The organism is Porphyromonas sp. CAG:1061 (genome assembly GCF_000435035.1).
In the GTDB taxonomy this organism is placed as follows: Bacteria; Bacteroidota; Bacteroidia; order Bacteroidales; family Porphyromonadaceae; genus Porphyromonas_A; species Porphyromonas_A somerae.
The window spans coordinates 11,768-27,460 of the sequence record NZ_HF988932.1 but is presented as its reverse complement, the minus strand read 5'-3'; the positions used below and the strand labels follow the sequence as shown (position 1 = coordinate 27,460).

Annotated in this window: 15 protein-coding genes (1 of these 15 running past the window's edge); 14 read left to right on the top strand and 1 reads right to left on the bottom strand. The window is 43.7% G+C overall.

Translation table 11 applies throughout. The features are described from left to right. The 14 genes from QVO39_RS06810 to phoR all read left to right on the top strand — a co-directional run. On the top strand, nt 1-13 hold the final stretch of the coding sequence (locus QVO39_RS06810; RefSeq protein ID WP_021903546.1) for a DUF2764 family protein. The gene continues 881 nt to the left of window position 1, outside the view; 13 of the gene's 894 nt are visible here — the last part of the coding sequence; the start codon falls outside the window, past its left edge; the stop codon is at nt 11-13. Between the two features lie 131 nt (nt 14-144). Continuing rightward, nucleotides 145-1,911 (top strand): V-type ATP synthase subunit A, encoded by a 1,767-nt coding sequence (locus QVO39_RS06805; RefSeq protein WP_021903545.1) that lies wholly within the window; start codon nt 145-147, stop codon nt 1,909-1,911. Nucleotides 1,912-1,937: 26 nt separating this feature from the next. After that, nucleotides 1,938-3,266 carry a V-type ATP synthase subunit B gene (locus tag QVO39_RS06800; protein ID WP_018027988.1) on the top strand — a complete coding sequence of 443 codons (1,329 nt, stop codon included), beginning with the start codon at nt 1,938-1,940 and terminating at the stop codon, nt 3,264-3,266. Nucleotides 3,267-3,288: 22 nt separating this feature from the next. Further along, nucleotides 3,289-3,906, top strand: coding sequence for a V-type ATP synthase subunit D (locus QVO39_RS06795; RefSeq protein ID WP_018027987.1), 618 nt, complete (start codon nt 3,289-3,291; stop codon nt 3,904-3,906). Continuing rightward, nucleotides 3,903-5,762 carry a V-type ATP synthase subunit I gene (locus tag QVO39_RS06790; protein ID WP_021903544.1) on the top strand — a complete coding sequence of 620 codons (1,860 nt, stop codon included), beginning with the start codon at nt 3,903-3,905 and terminating at the stop codon, nt 5,760-5,762. Before QVO39_RS06795 ends, QVO39_RS06790 begins: the two co-directional genes overlap by 4 nt. Nucleotides 5,763-5,819: 57 nt before the next feature. After that, nucleotides 5,820-6,269 (top strand): ATP synthase subunit C-like protein, encoded by a 450-nt coding sequence (locus QVO39_RS06785; protein WP_021903543.1) that lies wholly within the window; start codon nt 5,820-5,822, stop codon nt 6,267-6,269. Between the two features lie 239 nt (nt 6,270-6,508). Further along, nucleotides 6,509-7,984 carry a cardiolipin synthase gene (gene cls / locus QVO39_RS06780; protein ID WP_018027984.1) on the top strand — a complete coding sequence of 492 codons (1,476 nt, stop codon included), beginning with the start codon at nt 6,509-6,511 and terminating at the stop codon, nt 7,982-7,984. Nucleotides 7,985-8,199: 215 nt separating this feature from the next. Next, entirely contained in the window at nt 8,200-9,267 is a 1,068-nt protein-coding gene (gene pstS / locus QVO39_RS06775) for a phosphate ABC transporter substrate-binding protein PstS (protein WP_021903541.1), read from the top strand. A gap of 61 nt (nt 9,268-9,328) precedes the next feature. Further along, nucleotides 9,329-10,180 (top strand): phosphate ABC transporter permease subunit PstC, encoded by an 852-nt coding sequence (gene pstC / locus QVO39_RS06770; protein ID WP_021903540.1) that lies wholly within the window; start codon nt 9,329-9,331, stop codon nt 10,178-10,180. 14 nt (nt 10,181-10,194) lie between these two features. Continuing rightward, nucleotides 10,195-11,037: a phosphate ABC transporter permease PstA gene (gene pstA / locus QVO39_RS06765; RefSeq protein ID WP_021903539.1), complete on the top strand. Its 843-nt coding sequence runs from the start codon at nt 10,195-10,197 to the stop codon at nt 11,035-11,037. Nucleotides 11,038-11,044: 7 nt separating this feature from the next. Beyond that, nucleotides 11,045-11,884: a phosphate ABC transporter ATP-binding protein PstB gene (gene pstB, locus QVO39_RS06760; protein ID WP_021903538.1), complete on the top strand. Its 840-nt coding sequence runs from the start codon at nt 11,045-11,047 to the stop codon at nt 11,882-11,884. A gap of 14 nt (nt 11,885-11,898) precedes the next feature. Next, nucleotides 11,899-12,603 (top strand): phosphate signaling complex PhoU family protein, encoded by a 705-nt coding sequence (locus QVO39_RS06755; protein WP_021903537.1) that lies wholly within the window; start codon nt 11,899-11,901, stop codon nt 12,601-12,603. Next, nucleotides 12,587-13,288, top strand: a complete 702-nt coding sequence (phoB, locus tag QVO39_RS06750) for a two-component system response regulator PhoB (RefSeq protein WP_288171890.1) — start codon at nt 12,587-12,589, stop codon at nt 13,286-13,288. Before QVO39_RS06755 ends, phoB begins: the two co-directional genes overlap by 17 nt. Before the next feature lie 12 nt (nt 13,289-13,300). After that, complete coding sequence (gene phoR, locus QVO39_RS06745; RefSeq protein ID WP_018027977.1) at nt 13,301-15,004, top strand: sensor histidine kinase; 1,704 nt, start codon at nt 13,301-13,303, stop codon at nt 15,002-15,004. A gap of 66 nt (nt 15,005-15,070) precedes the next feature. On the opposite strand, the gene QVO39_RS06740 is transcribed toward phoR, so the two are convergent. After that, complete coding sequence (locus QVO39_RS06740) at nt 15,071-15,628, bottom strand: Fe-S-containing hydro-lyase (RefSeq protein ID WP_018029173.1); 558 nt, start codon at nt 15,626-15,628, stop codon at nt 15,071-15,073. Between the last annotated feature and the right edge of the window lie 65 nt (nt 15,629-15,693).

The following is a 15,693-nucleotide window of genomic DNA, read 5'->3' as shown; positions in this document are numbered from 1 at the left end:
AAGACTATTGTAGCCACTCTTAATGGTGAATTTAGAGAGGAGATGCAGGACTTCAAAAGGGAACTTAAGCAGGTAGCTAAGGCGAAGAGAATAGATGTAAAGCACACACACGAAAGTTGATAGATAAATAAACACAAGATACAAATGAAAACAACCGGCAAGGTGATAGGAGTGGTCTCCAACCTCGTGACCATCCTCGCAGACGGCCCAGTAGCACAAAATGAGATCTGCTACGTGACAGTGAAAGGGCGTGACCTGATGGCAGAGGTAATTAAGGTGGAGGGAAATCATGCCATTGTGCAAGTATTTGAGAGCACGCGTGGTATGCGTGTGGGTGATATAGCTACTTTCGAGCAACATATGTTGGAAGTACAGCTAGGTCCAGGTATGCTATCTAAGAATTATGATGGTCTTCAAAATGACCTCGATAAGATGGAAGGGGTCTTCCTGAGTCGAGGTCAGTATACCGACCCTCTGGATCGGGTGAAGCTTTGGGCTTTTAAGCCACTTGCCAAAGTGGGAGATAGTGTGGAAGCCGCTAGTTGGTTAGGGGAGGTAGATGAAAACTTCCAGCCCCACAAGATTATGGTGCCTTTCGTTTTTGAAGGGAGCTACACCGTTAAGAGCATTGTCCCCGAAGGGGAGTACAATGTAGATCACGTGATTGCTGTTCTTCAGGATGCTGATGGCAACGACCATGATGTGACGATGGTACAGCGTTGGCCAGTAAAAAAAGCCAATAATGCCTATCAAGAGAAGCCAAGACCTTTTAGGCTGCTCGAGACTGGGGTGCGTGTCATCGATACCATGAATCCAATTGTGGAGGGAGGTACAGGATTTATCCCCGGTGCTTTTGGTACAGGAAAGACGGTGCTTCAGCACGCAATCTCTAAACAGGCCGAGGCAGATATCGTGATTATGGCAGCCTGTGGTGAGCGTGCCAATGAGGTGGTGGAGATATTTAAGGAGTTCCCTGAGCTAGAGGACCCTCATACAGGTCGTAAGTTGATGGAGCGTACCATCATCGTCGCCAATACCTCCAATATGCCTGTGGCCGCACGTGAGGCTTCAGTATACACCGCTATGACCATGGCAGAGTATTATAGAAGCATGGGGCTGAAAGTACTTCTTATGGCCGACTCTACTTCACGATGGGCACAAGCACTCCGTGAGATGTCCAATCGACTAGAGGAGCTTCCGGGACCTGATGGATTCCCTATGGACCTTTCGGCTATCATCGCCAACTTTTATGCACGTGCCGGCTTTGTTTACCTTAATGATGGCAAGACTGGATCCATCACCTTTATTGGTACTGTTTCCCCTGCGGGCGGTAATCTAAAGGAGCCTGTGACGGAGAATACCCAAAAGGTGGCTCGTTGCTTCTATGCTCTTGAGCAGGACCGTGCCGACCGTAAGCGTTACCCTGCAGTCAATCCGATTGAGAGCTACTCTAAGTACATTGAGTATCCAGAGTTTAGAGAGGATATCTCTAAGCGTGCTGGTGAGGGTTGGCTGGACCTTGTAGAAGAGGCAAAACGACGTATGCTGAGAGGTCGTGAAGTGGCTGAGCAAATCAATATCTTGGGCGATGATGGTGTGCCACTAGACCACCACGAGACCTTCTGGAAGTCAGAGTTGATTGACTTTATCATCTACCAGCAAGATGCATTCGACGATATCGACCAGATTACTCCCCTTGAGCGTCAGGGATTTATGATGAGGCTAGTGATGGGCATCTGTGCTAAGAACTTTGCCTTTGACAACTTTGAAGAGGTCTCTGACTTCTTTAAGCGATTAATCAACCTGCTGAAGCAGATGAACTACTCTGAGTATAAGAGTGAGCAATTTGAGAAGTACTTGGCGGAGGCGAACCAATTGGTAGCCAACCAAAGTGAAGAGGGAGCAGAGTAAAACTTTTTGAAAGAGATAGTAAAAGTATGGCAACAACAGCTTTTCAGAAGATATATACCAAGGTGACTAAAATCACCAAAGCAACCTGTACCCTCAATGCTAAGGATGTCGGATTTGATGAGTTGGCTCTTGTTAATGGCAAGCTAGCTCAGGTGGTACGAATATATGGTGATGAGGTAACCCTTCAGATATTTAGAGGAACAGAAGATATCCCTACCAATGCTGAGGTGATATTTCTAGGTCACGCTCCTGCTCTAAAAGTAAGCGAGCAGCTTGCTGGGCGTTTCTTCAATGCCTATGGCGAGCCCATCGATGGCGGACCCGAGGTGGAGGGGCGTGAAGTAGAGATTGGTGGCCCATCTGTCAACCCTGTTAGACGTGAACAACCTTCGGAGTTAATCGCTACTGGTATTTCAGGTATCGACCTCAATAACTCCCTTGTGACGGGTCAAAAGATTCCATTCTTTGCCGACCCCGACCAGCCTTACAATCAAGTAATGGCTACTGTGGCGATGCGTGCGGAATCTGATAAGATCATCCTCGGAGGTATGGGTCTGACCAATGATGACTACCTCTACTTCCGTAATACATTCCAAAATGCTGGTGCCCTTGACCGTATCGTGAGTTTCGTCAATACCACTGAGGATCCATCAGTTGAGCGACTATTGATCCCTGATATGGCTCTGACTGCTGCTGAGTACTTTGCAGTAGAGAAAAAAGAAAAAGTACTGGTGCTTCTTACTGATATGAGTAATTACGCCGATGCCTTGGCAATCGTCTCTAATAAGATGGACCAGATCCCATCCAAGGACTCTATGCCAGGCTCTCTCTATTCTGACCTTGCTAAGATCTACGAGAAAGCGGTGCAATTCCCCGACGGTGGTTCTATCACTATTATTGCTGTCACTACTCTATCAGGTGGAGATATTACCCATGCCGTGCCAGATAACACTGGATATATCACTGAGGGGCAGCTCTATCTAAGACATGATAGCGATGTGGGTAAGGTGATTGTAGACCCATTTAGAAGCTTGTCGCGACTTAAGCAATTGGTGATTGGAAAAAAGACAAGAGAGGATCATCCACAAGTGATGAATGCCTCTGTGCGACTATATGCTGATGCGGCCAATGCACAGACAAAGCAGGAGAATGGATTTGACCTTACCGATTATGACCAGCGGGCTCTAGCCTTTGCTCGAGAGTACTCAAGAAATTTGCTTTCTATCGATGTCAATATTGATACTACTGAGATGCTTGATACTGCTTGGTCACTCTTTGCAGAGCACTTTACACCTGCCGAGGTGAATATCCGCCAAGAGTTTGTAGATAAGTATTGGCCTAATAGTGCTCAATAAGAGCTCTTAGGAGATAGAGATAATGGCTATAAAATTTCAATACAATAAGACCTCACTACAAGAGCAACGCAAGCAACTTAAGGTTCGTGAAAGAGCTCTCCCTACCATTAAGAGTAAGGAGAGTGCCCTCCGAATGGAGGTGAAGCGAACCAAAGACCATGTGGAAGCGATGGAGCGGAAACTGGAGGAGAGTATGCAGAGCTTTGATAGTATGGTAGCCCTTTGGAATGAGTTCGATCCCTCTATAGTCCAAGTGAATGATGTGGAAATCCATATCAAGCGATTTGCGGGCGTGCAGATACCAGAGCTTGGAGAGATTGACTTTGAAGTGCACCCATTTAGTCTGTTGACTACTCCATCGTGGTTTATGGAGGGGACACAGCTCATTAAATCCATGGCGACTATTGGGATAGAAGCAGAGGTCGGACGCATCAAGCTAGACTTGCTGGATCATGCTCGTAGGAAGACCACTCAAAAGGTTAATCTCTTTGAGAAGGTGCAGATACCTGGATACCAAGATGCTATTCGCAAAATCAAGCGCTACTTAGAGGATGAGGAGTCACTCTCTAAGGCGTCACAAAAGATAATGCGAGCCAATATAGAGGAAAAAGCTAAAGAAAGGAAAGGAGAAGAGCTATGATTGAAACAATGAAGCGGTATTCCTACTTTGTTTACGAGCCAGAATACCAATCTTTTCTGAAGCAACTACGTGCACTTGGAGTGGTACACATTAAGGAGCGTACCAATCCAAAGGAGATAGCCTCTTTTGCTCAAAATCTACAGAAGCAGGAGGATATCAAGCAACTCAAGCAACGGCTCACTACCTTCCGCAATGGTCATCCATTAGCAGAAGGGGAGACGAGAGATGATATTGCTCACGACCAGCTCCCTAAGGAGGTGCTAGAGGAATATACCCTCTATACTGAGAGCTATAAGGAGACCCTTGACAAGCTACAGGAGCTATCCGATCAGTTGATGTTAGTTGAGCAAAAACAGAAAGAGCTAGAGGTCTGGGGCGACTTTGATCTTAAGCTCATTGCCAAGCTACGTGAGTCAGGTCATCACCTCCATTTTTGGGTGGCTCAGCAAAATAGCTATGACCCAGCGTGGGAAGAAGCATATCAAGCTATTAAAATAGCTGACCAAGGGCGATATATATACTTCGTTACGGTTTCTCCTACAGAGGCACCTCCTACATTAGAGGGTGCAGATCTTCAGAAACTGCCAAAGGAGAGTCTCAGCCAGCTGAGTCGAGATGAGGAATTGCTACACGAAAAGAAGCAGTTACTGGAGAATACCCAAAAGTATTTAGCTTATCATCCAGAGGTCCTTGACGAGGAGATGGCAACGCTGCTTAACACTTACAATATGAGCAATGCCAATCTTCAAGGAGAGCGGCTTTATGGCGATAAGTTGGTGATCCTTGAAGGGTGGGTGCCTGAGAGAATTGCTAAGGAGATGGAGCAAAACCTTCAGGATAGTGGCGTTGCCTTTACTGAACTGGAGGTAGGTGATGAGAGCGAAGTGCCAATCAAGTTGCATAATAATCGCTTTGCTAAAGCTTTTGAGCCAATAGTGGAGCTATTTTCTCTGCCTAATTATGGAGAGCTCGACCCAACTCCCTATATTGCTCCATTCTTTATGATCTTTTTTGGTATCTGCTTTGGAGATGCCGGCTATGGTTTGCTCACCTTTATTGTGGCTACCATCTTGAAGCGTAAGGCTAAGGAGTCCAAGAAGATGCTTCTAGAACTGATTCAATGGCTAGGAATTGGTGGACTAGTAATGGGATTTTTGAGTGGCTCTTTCTTCGGTATTGAGCTGGTCAAAGTACCTTTCCTCGCCTCGATTAAGGAGTACTTCATCTCGTCCGAGAATATGATGGTGATCTCACTGGCACTCGGTGTGATACAGATTATCTTTGCTAAGTATATCGGAGCACTCAAGCGTACTAAGCAAGTGGGATTTAAGCGTGCCCTCTCTTCGTATGCATGGCCTACGCTGATTATTGCTGCAGGGTTGCTCTTTGGGTTGCCTATGGTCGATATTACCCTACCTCAGTGGCTAGAGTATGTACTGTATGGCTTTGTAGGGATCTGTGTGCTACTTGTCCTATTCTATAATAGCCCTGGCAAAAACATATTCGTCAACTTTGGGGCTGGATTGTGGGATACGTACAATGCGGCAACTGGTCTATTGGGAGATACCCTCTCCTATATCCGCCTATTTGCTATCGGACTTACGGGAGCTGTGCTAGGTGGCGTCTTTAACCAACTAGCTGGGATGGCCACTGCTGGTTTGCCAATATTCCTAGCAATACCTATTGGAGCTGTTATTCTCCTGATTGGTCATGGCATCAATTTTGCACTGACCACCATCGGAGCATTGGTACACCCTATACGATTGATATTTGTGGAGTATTTTAATAACTCCCAATACGAAGGAGGGGGAAAAGCTTACAATCCTCTTCGAGAGATCAAATCAAATGAAGAGTAAGTGGATAATTGAGAAACAACAAAAGAATTTATATACAACTAAGACAAACAACTTCTTATGGAATTAAACTTAATCTTAGCATACCTCGGCATCTTTATGATGGTAGGTGTCAGCGGTATTGGTAGTGCGTACGGACTTTTTTACACAGGTCAAGCGGTGATCGGAGCAATGCGCAAAGACCCTACCCAAATGGGTAAGTATATCGGTCTTTCTGCTCTTCCCTCTTCACAGGGTCTTTATGGATTTATCGGCTACTTCTTTGCAGTTAGTAAGATTACTCCTGAGATGACGTTCCAAACTGCGATTGGAATACTCATCCTTGGACTGCTTCTTGGTATTGTAGGAGTCGCTTCTGCCAATAGACAGGGCCGTATCCTTGCCAATGGTATCGCAGCAACAGCTGATGGTCACGATGTATTCGCCGCAACTATGGTGATGGCTGTCTTCCCTGAGCTATACTCCATCCTATCACTCTTGGTGAGCATATTGGTTCTAGGTACAATCTAATCTTAGAGTATCACAATAATTATAGATCCCTCACTTGACAAAAGGCAAGTGAGGGATCTTGTTTTTCCCACGCTCTCCCCCCCCCTTCATCGTAAATCTTCTTTGTTCATCTATTGAAGCTATAGTAGAGAGTTCATATATTGAGTTGAAAATGGAAAGCCTTTGTATAATTTTGTACATCATAAAATATTGGTATCTTTAGAAGAATTAATACATAACTAAAATCGAGAGCTGGTATTATGATTTCATGGGGCTACATATTTAGTGGAATACTGGTACTTATCATTATAGGATTGATTTGTGTCATTCTATTAGAGAATCGCAACCCTCATAAAGCGCTCAGCTGGGTGCTGGTCTTGACCTTATTGCCAGGACTTGGGGTGGTATTGTATCTACTCTTTGGTCGTGAGCAGTGGCATCTAAAGAAAATCCAAAAGCATGCGTATGATAGCTTTGATCTAAGTAGTACTCCTACCTCATCAAATATCTCTGAAGAGCTACCCGCTGAGCAAAGTGAGTATCGACTCCTTAGGGATATGGTTGAGTATGAAACTAGTGCTCGAATTTTGAGAGCGGATGAGGTAGCGATCTTTAGAAGTGGGGTGGATAAGGTGGATTCGCTACTTGAGGATATTCGAAATGCCCGCCGATTTATTCACGTGGAGTACTATATCTTTCTTGATGATCACACTGGCACACGTGTGGCTGATGCCTTGATTGAAAAGGCTAGGGCGGGGGTAAAGGTGCGTGTGATGTGTGATTACGTGGGAAGTTTTAGGGCTAGAAGGTCATTCTATAGGCGGATGACGGATGCTGGGATTGAGTTTCGGCAGTTTCTGAAGGTTGTGATGCCTTCTCTTCGTAGCGACATCAACTACCGTAATCACCGTAAGGTAGTCGTGATTGATGGTAATATAGGGTATATAGGGGGGATGAATATTGCGGATCACTACACGATAGGTAATAAGAAAGGGCGATGGCTGGATACTCATTTTAGAGTAACTGGTATGGCTGTGAATGGTCTGGCATCTGCCTTTATGAGTGATTGGAGATTTGCAAGTAAGATCGCTCTTAGTAGAGATTACTACCTTAATCCTACTGAAGAGCTACAGATCCCGAGTGTTAATCTTTCTGTAGCGTATCAGTCGGCGATTAAAGTCCGCAATGTGGGGATGCAGACTTTTTCAAGTGGCCCGACCAATAAGTTTAGAACGCTCTTGCAAGCATGGAGTAGAAGTATCTATGAGGCTAAGAAGCACATATATATTGAAACACCTTACTTTTTGCCTACTGATAGCCTTAATAAAGCGTTGATCGGTGCTGCACTGAGTGGGGTGGAGGTGCACTTGGTGCTACCTTGGAATAGTGATGCTCTGCTAGTGAAGTATGCCTCACAATCTTATTATGCTAATCTACTAGAGGCGGGGGTGAAGATTCATCGTTTTAATGGGGAGTTCAACCACTCTAAGCTGATGACAGTGGATGGTAGGATTTCTTATATTGGTTCTGCTAATATGGACTTTAGAAGCATGGAGTTCAACTTTGAGCTGACATCTATTATCTATAATGAGCAATTTACCCAATTGCTGGAGCAATCGATTAAAAGCAATCTTGAAACTCATTGCGTACCTATTGATTCGTATCAGTGGAGGAAGCGCAAGATAGGTTTAAGATTTTTGCAGTCGATATTTAGACTGTTTTCTCCTCTGCTTTAATCTCTTAGTGAGAGCATTCTTTTTTATCGTCAGTTTATCTATGTGAGAATGCCAATTCGTGCAATATTCTCTTCTCTCCTATTGTCGTAACAAGAATGTAACACGCTCGTAATTTCTCTGCAATTACTATATGCTACCTTTGCGGTGAAATAGGTGGTAGGGTTAGGCAGTTAGTCCACTCGCCCTTGTATAACAATTGTTTTTAGAAAAATGGTATGAAGCTAAAGAGATGTGTAGAGACTAGTGTACTCCTAATACTTGTGATGTTACTAGCAAGTTCGTGTGGCAATAAAGAGGTATCACTGAGTGGAGCAGGCGCCACATTCCCTGAGTTTTTTTATAAAGACATCACTAAGCAATTTGGTGATGAGTATGGCATACGTGTAAGCTATGGTGCTACTGGTAGTGGTGCAGGTATCCGAAATCTGCAGGACTTGACTGTAGACTTTGGCGGGACCGATGTATTTCTGAGTGATAAGGAGATGGGTGCTATGCCTGAGGTACTGCATATCCCTACTTGTATTGGTGGGGTGGTGATGGGGTATAATCTACCACAAGTTGATCAACTTAATATGACTCCTGAATTGGTGACTAAAATATACACTGGTGAAGTGACCAATTGGAATGATCCTCTGATTGCATCAATAAATCCTGGCATTAACTTGCCCGACCAAGCTATTACCCCAGTCTATCGTAGCGAAGGCAGTGGTACAACGGCTGTATTCACTGGGTTTATGAGCGAAGTAGATGAGACTTGGCGAGCCACTATCGGAGCGGGAAAATCGGTGGACTTTAGTAAAGGTATTGCTGCAAAGGGTAATCCTGGGGTAGCAGGGGTGATTTCTCAAACTGTGGGTGCTATTGGTTATCTAGGGTCTGAGTATGCATTGGCACAAGATATCCCTTCTGCCAAGATGCTTAATTCGCGAGGTGAATATGTGGAGGCCAATATGGAGACGATTTCTATTAGTGCTAATACCACTGATATGCCCGCTGATACGCGTATGGTCATCTCCAATTCTCCACAAGTAGGTGCATACCCGATCAGCACATTTACCTGGATTATAGTTTATAAAGAGCAAGCTTACAATAATAGAACTATCCAACAGGCTAAAGCACTTCAAAATTTCTTGCTCTACATTGTAGGGGATAAAGGTGTAGCAAGTGCTAGAAAAAACTACTTCTCTCCTCTGCCTGAAGTGGCTCGTATGAATGCTATCAATGTAATCAATAGCATGACTTACGATGGTCAATTGGTAAAGGATATTACTATAAAGCAGTAAAATAAAGTGGTCAGTGTATTAGTCTTTTCTAATTACTGACCACTTGGCATTAATGGCTAATATGAGAGATAAGCTATTTGATCTTCTGCTACTAGTATCTGGAGTAGGGGTGATACTCATTGCAGGAGGGATCCTCTATGCACTTACCTCTGAGAGCTTACCTGCTATTAAGGAGTTTGGTCTGATTGATTTTATGACCTCTACTGAATGGTCGGATCGATCACAGTTGTTTGGAGCCCTTCCTTTTATTACTGGCACATTGCTTACTTCATTGCTAGCGCTATTATTCTGCATCCCTTTCTCTCTTAGTGTGGCACTATTTACAGGTGAATACTTTAGGGGTAAAAAGGTGGCTACCGTAGTAAGTGCAATAGTAGATTTGCTTGCTGGTATTCCCTCAATTGTGTATGGACTATGGGGCTTTTATACTGTTCGCCCAATTCTGATCATGCTGAATGTCAATGCACAAGGGTTTGGTGTTCTTCTCGCCTCAATTGTATTAGCTATCATGATCATCCCTTATGCCTCTTCACTAAGTGCCGAATTTATTGGTATGATACCTAGGGATTTGAAGGAAGGAGCTTATAGCTTGGGGGCCACTAGGCTAGAGGTTATTAGAAACATTAGTGTACCTGTAGCGGGTAGTGGTATATTCGCTGCTTACATTTTAGCTTTTGGGCGTGCCTTAGGCGAGACTATGGCGGTCACCATGTTGATCGGTAACACGAGTGGAGTACCGCTAAGTCTTAGGGATACAGGTGATACGATGGCTAGTGTAATCGCCAATCAATTTGGAGAAGCGTCGGGAGTAAAGCTGAGTGCTCTCTTTGCCATCGGTTTTCTGCTCTTTTTGATTACAGCGCTGATTAACCTCATCGCAAAGGGAATCGTGAATCGTATTAATAGAAAATAGCAAGGGATCCATAAATGAAAAGCATTGACGTCATTTCAAAGCGAACAGGAAGTCCAAAGAGGCGACAGACACTTAGCCGAACAGCTTATATAGTAGTGATTGTCTTTAGTCTACTCACTGCTATTCCGCTTCTCTCTATATTGATTGACTTGGTGGTGAAGGGTTGGAGCCATTTCAATATTGACCTATTTACTCAGTCTACTCCTTCTGGAATTTTGAATGGTATCATAGGGACCTTTGTGATGCTTTTGATTGCGACAGTCCTTTCCATTCCTTTAGGCCTCTTTACTGGTATCTTTTTATCCGAAAAGCAGGATGCTAAGCTTGCCAATGTAGTTCGTACTCTGACCGATATTTTACAAGGTGTTCCGAGTATCGTTTGGGGAATTGTGGTCTATATGCTAGTGGTTAAAACTATGCATACTTATAGTGCTGTGGCTGGAGGGGTTGCCTTAGGGTTTATGATGATCCCGATGATTATTCGCAGTACAGAGGAGGGGTTGAGGATGGTGCCAGGAACATTAAAAGAGGCGGGTCTGGCTTTGGGTGGCTCTTATACGAAGGTCATGTTTACCGTTGTGGTCCCTAGTGCGTTTGGCAGTATTTTTACTGGGATCCTTTTGGCAATATCTCGTGTAATGGGCGAGACAGCTCCTCTGATGGTGACCGCTCTTGGTGCCACCTATGTCCACTTTGATTTAACTCGTCCGATGAGTGCAATAAGCTTACTTATTTGGGAGTTTTACAGTAACCCTATTTTGGCTGACTTAGTTTGGTCGTCGTCGCTCTTGCTATTGCTTTTGATCTTAGGAATGAACCTTCTCGCGAAGTCTGTGGCAGCAAAATGGAGGATATAAGTTTTTGATGAATATGAATGAAATAAAAGTAACGAATAGACCGGTCTCCCCTGAGGTGCTTTCAAGAGATTGTGCCACAGATAAAGAGCTGTCCCCAATCATAGAGGTAAAGGATCTATCAGTATCATATAGTCCAGAGAAAAAAGCGATTAAGAATGTCAACTTGACGATTTACAAAAACCTCGTAACTGCTATAATGGGACCAAGTGGCTGTGGAAAGAGTACCTTGCTACGGGCTATTAATAGAATGCATGATCTGTATCCCGATATTAAGGTGGAGGGTGAAATCCTTATCGAGGGTGAAGATATGCTTGCTATGGATCCGATGATTGCACGCCGTAGAGCTGGTATGGTATTTCAGCGCCCCAATCCATTCCCAACGATGTCTATTGAGGATAATGTATTGGCTGGATATAAGCTGAATGGGATCAAGCTCTCTAAAGAGGAGAAGGAGGAGATCGTACAGACAAGCCTTGAGAGTGTAGCTCTTTGGGATGAGGTGAAGGACTCTATGAAGAAGCGTGGCTCTTTTCTCTCTGGAGGGCAGCAGCAGAGACTCTGTATTGCTAGAGCTCTTGCTCTGAGGCCTGAAGTGCTCTTAATGGATGAGCCGACATCTGCTTTGGACCCAATCTCTACTAATAGGGTTGAGGAGCTAATTATGGAGCTTAAGGAGCAGTATACGATTGTCATTGTGACGCACAATATGAGTCAGGCTGCTAGACTGTCGGATAAGTCAGTATTTATGTATTTAGGGGAGCTAATTGAGTATGGTGATACGGACCAAATGTTTACGAATCCGAAGCACAAGGAGACGGAGGCGTATCTAACAGGTGTATTTAGTTAATATCATTGCCATTTATGATGATGAATAATCTTTATTCTAATAGAATTAAGGAGTTGCAGCTGCAGATCCTACGTAATCAATTTGAGCTGATCTCAAAAAACACAATACTGCAGCTGACTATCTTGAAGCAGCTATTTGATGAACCGAAAAGTCAGGCACTTTATGAAGAAGCTCTATCAAATGAAATCATTATTGATCGCCTAGAGGTGAAAATTAGGGAGGAGGTAGCCTTCTCGATATTCAAGTTTTCGCCTGTAGCGGAGGACCTCAGACGGATCATTGCTTATCAGGATCTGACTACGAACCTTGAACGAATTGGGGATATGACGCTTAATATCATTAGATTTGTGAGAGAATTACCGATGAGTGATACTCGCCTTTATGAGGTGAGAGGTTTGATTATTCAGATGACGGATCATGTCACTCAGATGGTGCGAAATGCAGTGATGTCTTTTACAAATGAATCGTATGAAACTGCTGTGGAGGTGATTGGTAGTGATGAAGTAATGGATGAGATGTACCATAGCTTGAGAGCACTGCTATGTAAGCTTTTTTCTCACGTCGAACTACAAGAAAACGATGTGCAGGTATTGCTTAACCTAGAGGGAGTAGGGCATAATCTGGAGCGATGCGGAGACAGTGCTACCAACATAGCTGAGTCGACTATTTATCTGGTGAAGGGAAGTGATATAAGACATGTTAATGATGGAGAAAGCTAAGAAGATTCTTGTCGTTGATGACGAGGTGGATATTACCGATATTCTACAATTTAATCTAGAGTATGAGGGGTATGAGGTGGTCACCGCTTCCTCAGCAGAGGAGGCTATGGAGATGCTAGACGAGACCTTTTGCTTGATTATCCTAGATGTGATGATGGGAGGAATGTCGGGCTTTAAGATGGCTGACTATATTCGCAAGCAGGGAAATCAGATCCCAATCATATTCCTCACTGCCAAGGATACTGAAAATGACATGCTGACAGGCTTTTCGATAGGAGGAGATGATTATATCAAAAAGCCTTTTTCAATTAAGGAGTTGATTGCTAGAGTACATAGCGTTCTTAGCAGGACCTATAGCCACCGGCAAGATAATTCAAGTGAAAAGAACCATGACATTTTGCATAAAGGGGCAATTACTATTGATTTGAATGCAATGGAAGTCTCTACGCCTGAAGGTGTCATTGAAGTGACAAAAACGGAATATGATATCCTCAAGTTGCTCGTGACAAGTGAAGGGAGGATCTTTTCAAGAGCTGAAATCTTGGATAGTGTATGGCCAGATAATAGCCTTGTACTAGAGCGTACTGTGGATGTGCATATTGCCAGATTACGCAAGAAGCTCGGAGAATATGCGGGATGTATCGTGAATAGAGTAGGCTTTGGCTATACCTTTAGTGCAAATTAATGACCTATAATTATGAAGTTACAAACTAAATTTACACGGCGATTATTTGGGTGGATTATCTTAGTCACTGCTCTTTTCGCTACTTCTTTGGTGGTAGTACAGCAGCGGAGTGAGGCACAGTATAGACTTAATCTACTTACCTCAAAGTTGGATAGCTATAATGAGCTGATCAGTAAATCCTTTGACCTTGGTCACCTGGACTCACTCGTATCGGACCTCCCAGATGAGTTAAGGATCACTATTATTGCCAATGACGGGAAAGTCCTAATGGATAATGAAGCTGGCAATGTATCGGGGATGGAAAATCATGATAAACGACCAGAGCTAAGAGAAGCGCGCTTTAATAAGCATGGTGTAGCTAAGCGAAAGTCAGCTACAATGGATAGAGATTTTTTGTACTATGCCACTTATTATGACGATCACTATGTCCGCACAGCGCTTCCTTATGATTTAGAGCTACAGCAAAAACTCAAGTCGAGCCGAGTATTTATCTATGTCTCTATCACTTTCTTTTTGTTGATGGCCCTCTTTGTATATCTACTTACAAAGCGATATGATCGGATGCTGACGCAGCTCAATAAGCTGACTAAGCAGATAGCTGATGGCGATTATGAGCAAGATATAGATGTGGGGGAGACTGAGTTGGACGATGTGTCGGAGCAACTCTTGAGGATATTAAGACAAAAAGAGGATGCAAGGCATAAGATTGAAAATGCTAAAGAAAGACTCATTCAACACTTTAAGCTCTCGCATATCGGGATCGCTCTCTTTAATATGGCGCACAGTGTAGAATATGCCAATGCTCACTTTATTCAATATGCCAATTTGCTGGCTAGTAACCCTATTACTGATGCAGGCGAACTGATCGAAGACCCTTTGATGCTACCGATAAAGCATTTTATTGAGGATAAGTCTGAGGAGCAGCACATATCAATTCTGATCCCTAAAGGGGGGAAGACTTACGAGGTGAAGGCTCTTAAATCGGAGTATGGTAGTTTTGAAATTACTATTGAGGATATTACTGAACAGGAAAAGAATCGGCAGCTGAAGCAGGAGATGACCAGTAATATTATGCATGAGATACGTACGCCATTAACCTCTATAAGAGGGTACCTTGAGACGCTTAACTTTATGGAGCTTCCCGAGGATAAACAAAAGCACTTTATTGAAAAGGCGTACGACCAAACTCTTAGACTTAGTGATTTGATGAAGGATATCGGATTGCTGACTAAGCTAGATGAGCCTACTAGGGCATTTGAATTCAGTACAGTTTCGCTTCACCAGATTGTGGAGGAGGTAAGAGTTGCTTTCCTCACTAAGATCAATGAGAAAGGTGATAAATTGCAAAACAATCTGCCTGAGGATCTTCAGGTAAAGGGAAATGAATCACTCCTCTATTCAATATTCCAAAACTTGGTGGAGAACTCCTTGAGATATGCCGGAGAGGGGATTGAAATGGTGATTAATTGCTATCATCAAGATGAAAATCATCTCTTCTTTAGCTACTACGATACTGGTAAGGGAGTAGATGAAAAGCAACTTAGCCGCATCTTTGAGCGATTCTATCGTGTGGATGAGGGACGAACTCGAGAAAGCGGAGGTACTGGCCTAGGATTGAGTATCGTAAAGAATTCTATCCTACTACATGGTGGAGAGGTAGAAGCGCGTATTCATTCATCTGGAGGACTGGAGATCTTATTCAATCTCCATAAATAGGATGCAAAAAGAGAGAGGACCTTTTATGGGTCCTCTCTCTTTTTTTTAATTTGATTAGTCTGCCCCTTATTCGGCAAATTGACTTCTCCCTTTCTCGTATGCGTTATTACCTTGGCAGTCAATAGCTACGATTACAGGAAGTTCTTCAACTTCTAAGCGACGTATTGCTTCTGGGCCTAGGTCATCAAATGCAATCACTTCAGCTTTCTTTACTCTTTGTCCCATCAAAGCAGCTGCACCACCTATGGCAGCAAAATAAACTCCGGTTTCAGACTTAAGAGTATCAATCACCTCTTGGCTACGAAGACCTTTGCCTATCATAGCCTTAAGACCTTGCTTCATAAGGGTAGGGGAGTAGGCATCCATTCTACCAGCAGTGGTAGGTCCTACCGATCCAATTGGCTCTCCAGGCTTTGCAGGAGCAGGTCCAGCATAATAGACGATTTGCCCTTTGAAGTCAAAGGGCATAGGCTTACCCTCCTTAAGCATCTCTACCAGTCTTAGATGGGCTGCATCTCTGGCGGTATAGATAGTGCCAGAAATATAGACCATATCGCCTGCATGCAGTGTCTTAATAACATCGTCAGTCAGGGGAGGGGTTATAATGCGTTTATCTGTACTCATTTTAGTAGCTTATAAGTTTGTGTCTCTTACAATACACCATGGGCATGTCGTGTAGCATGGCAGCC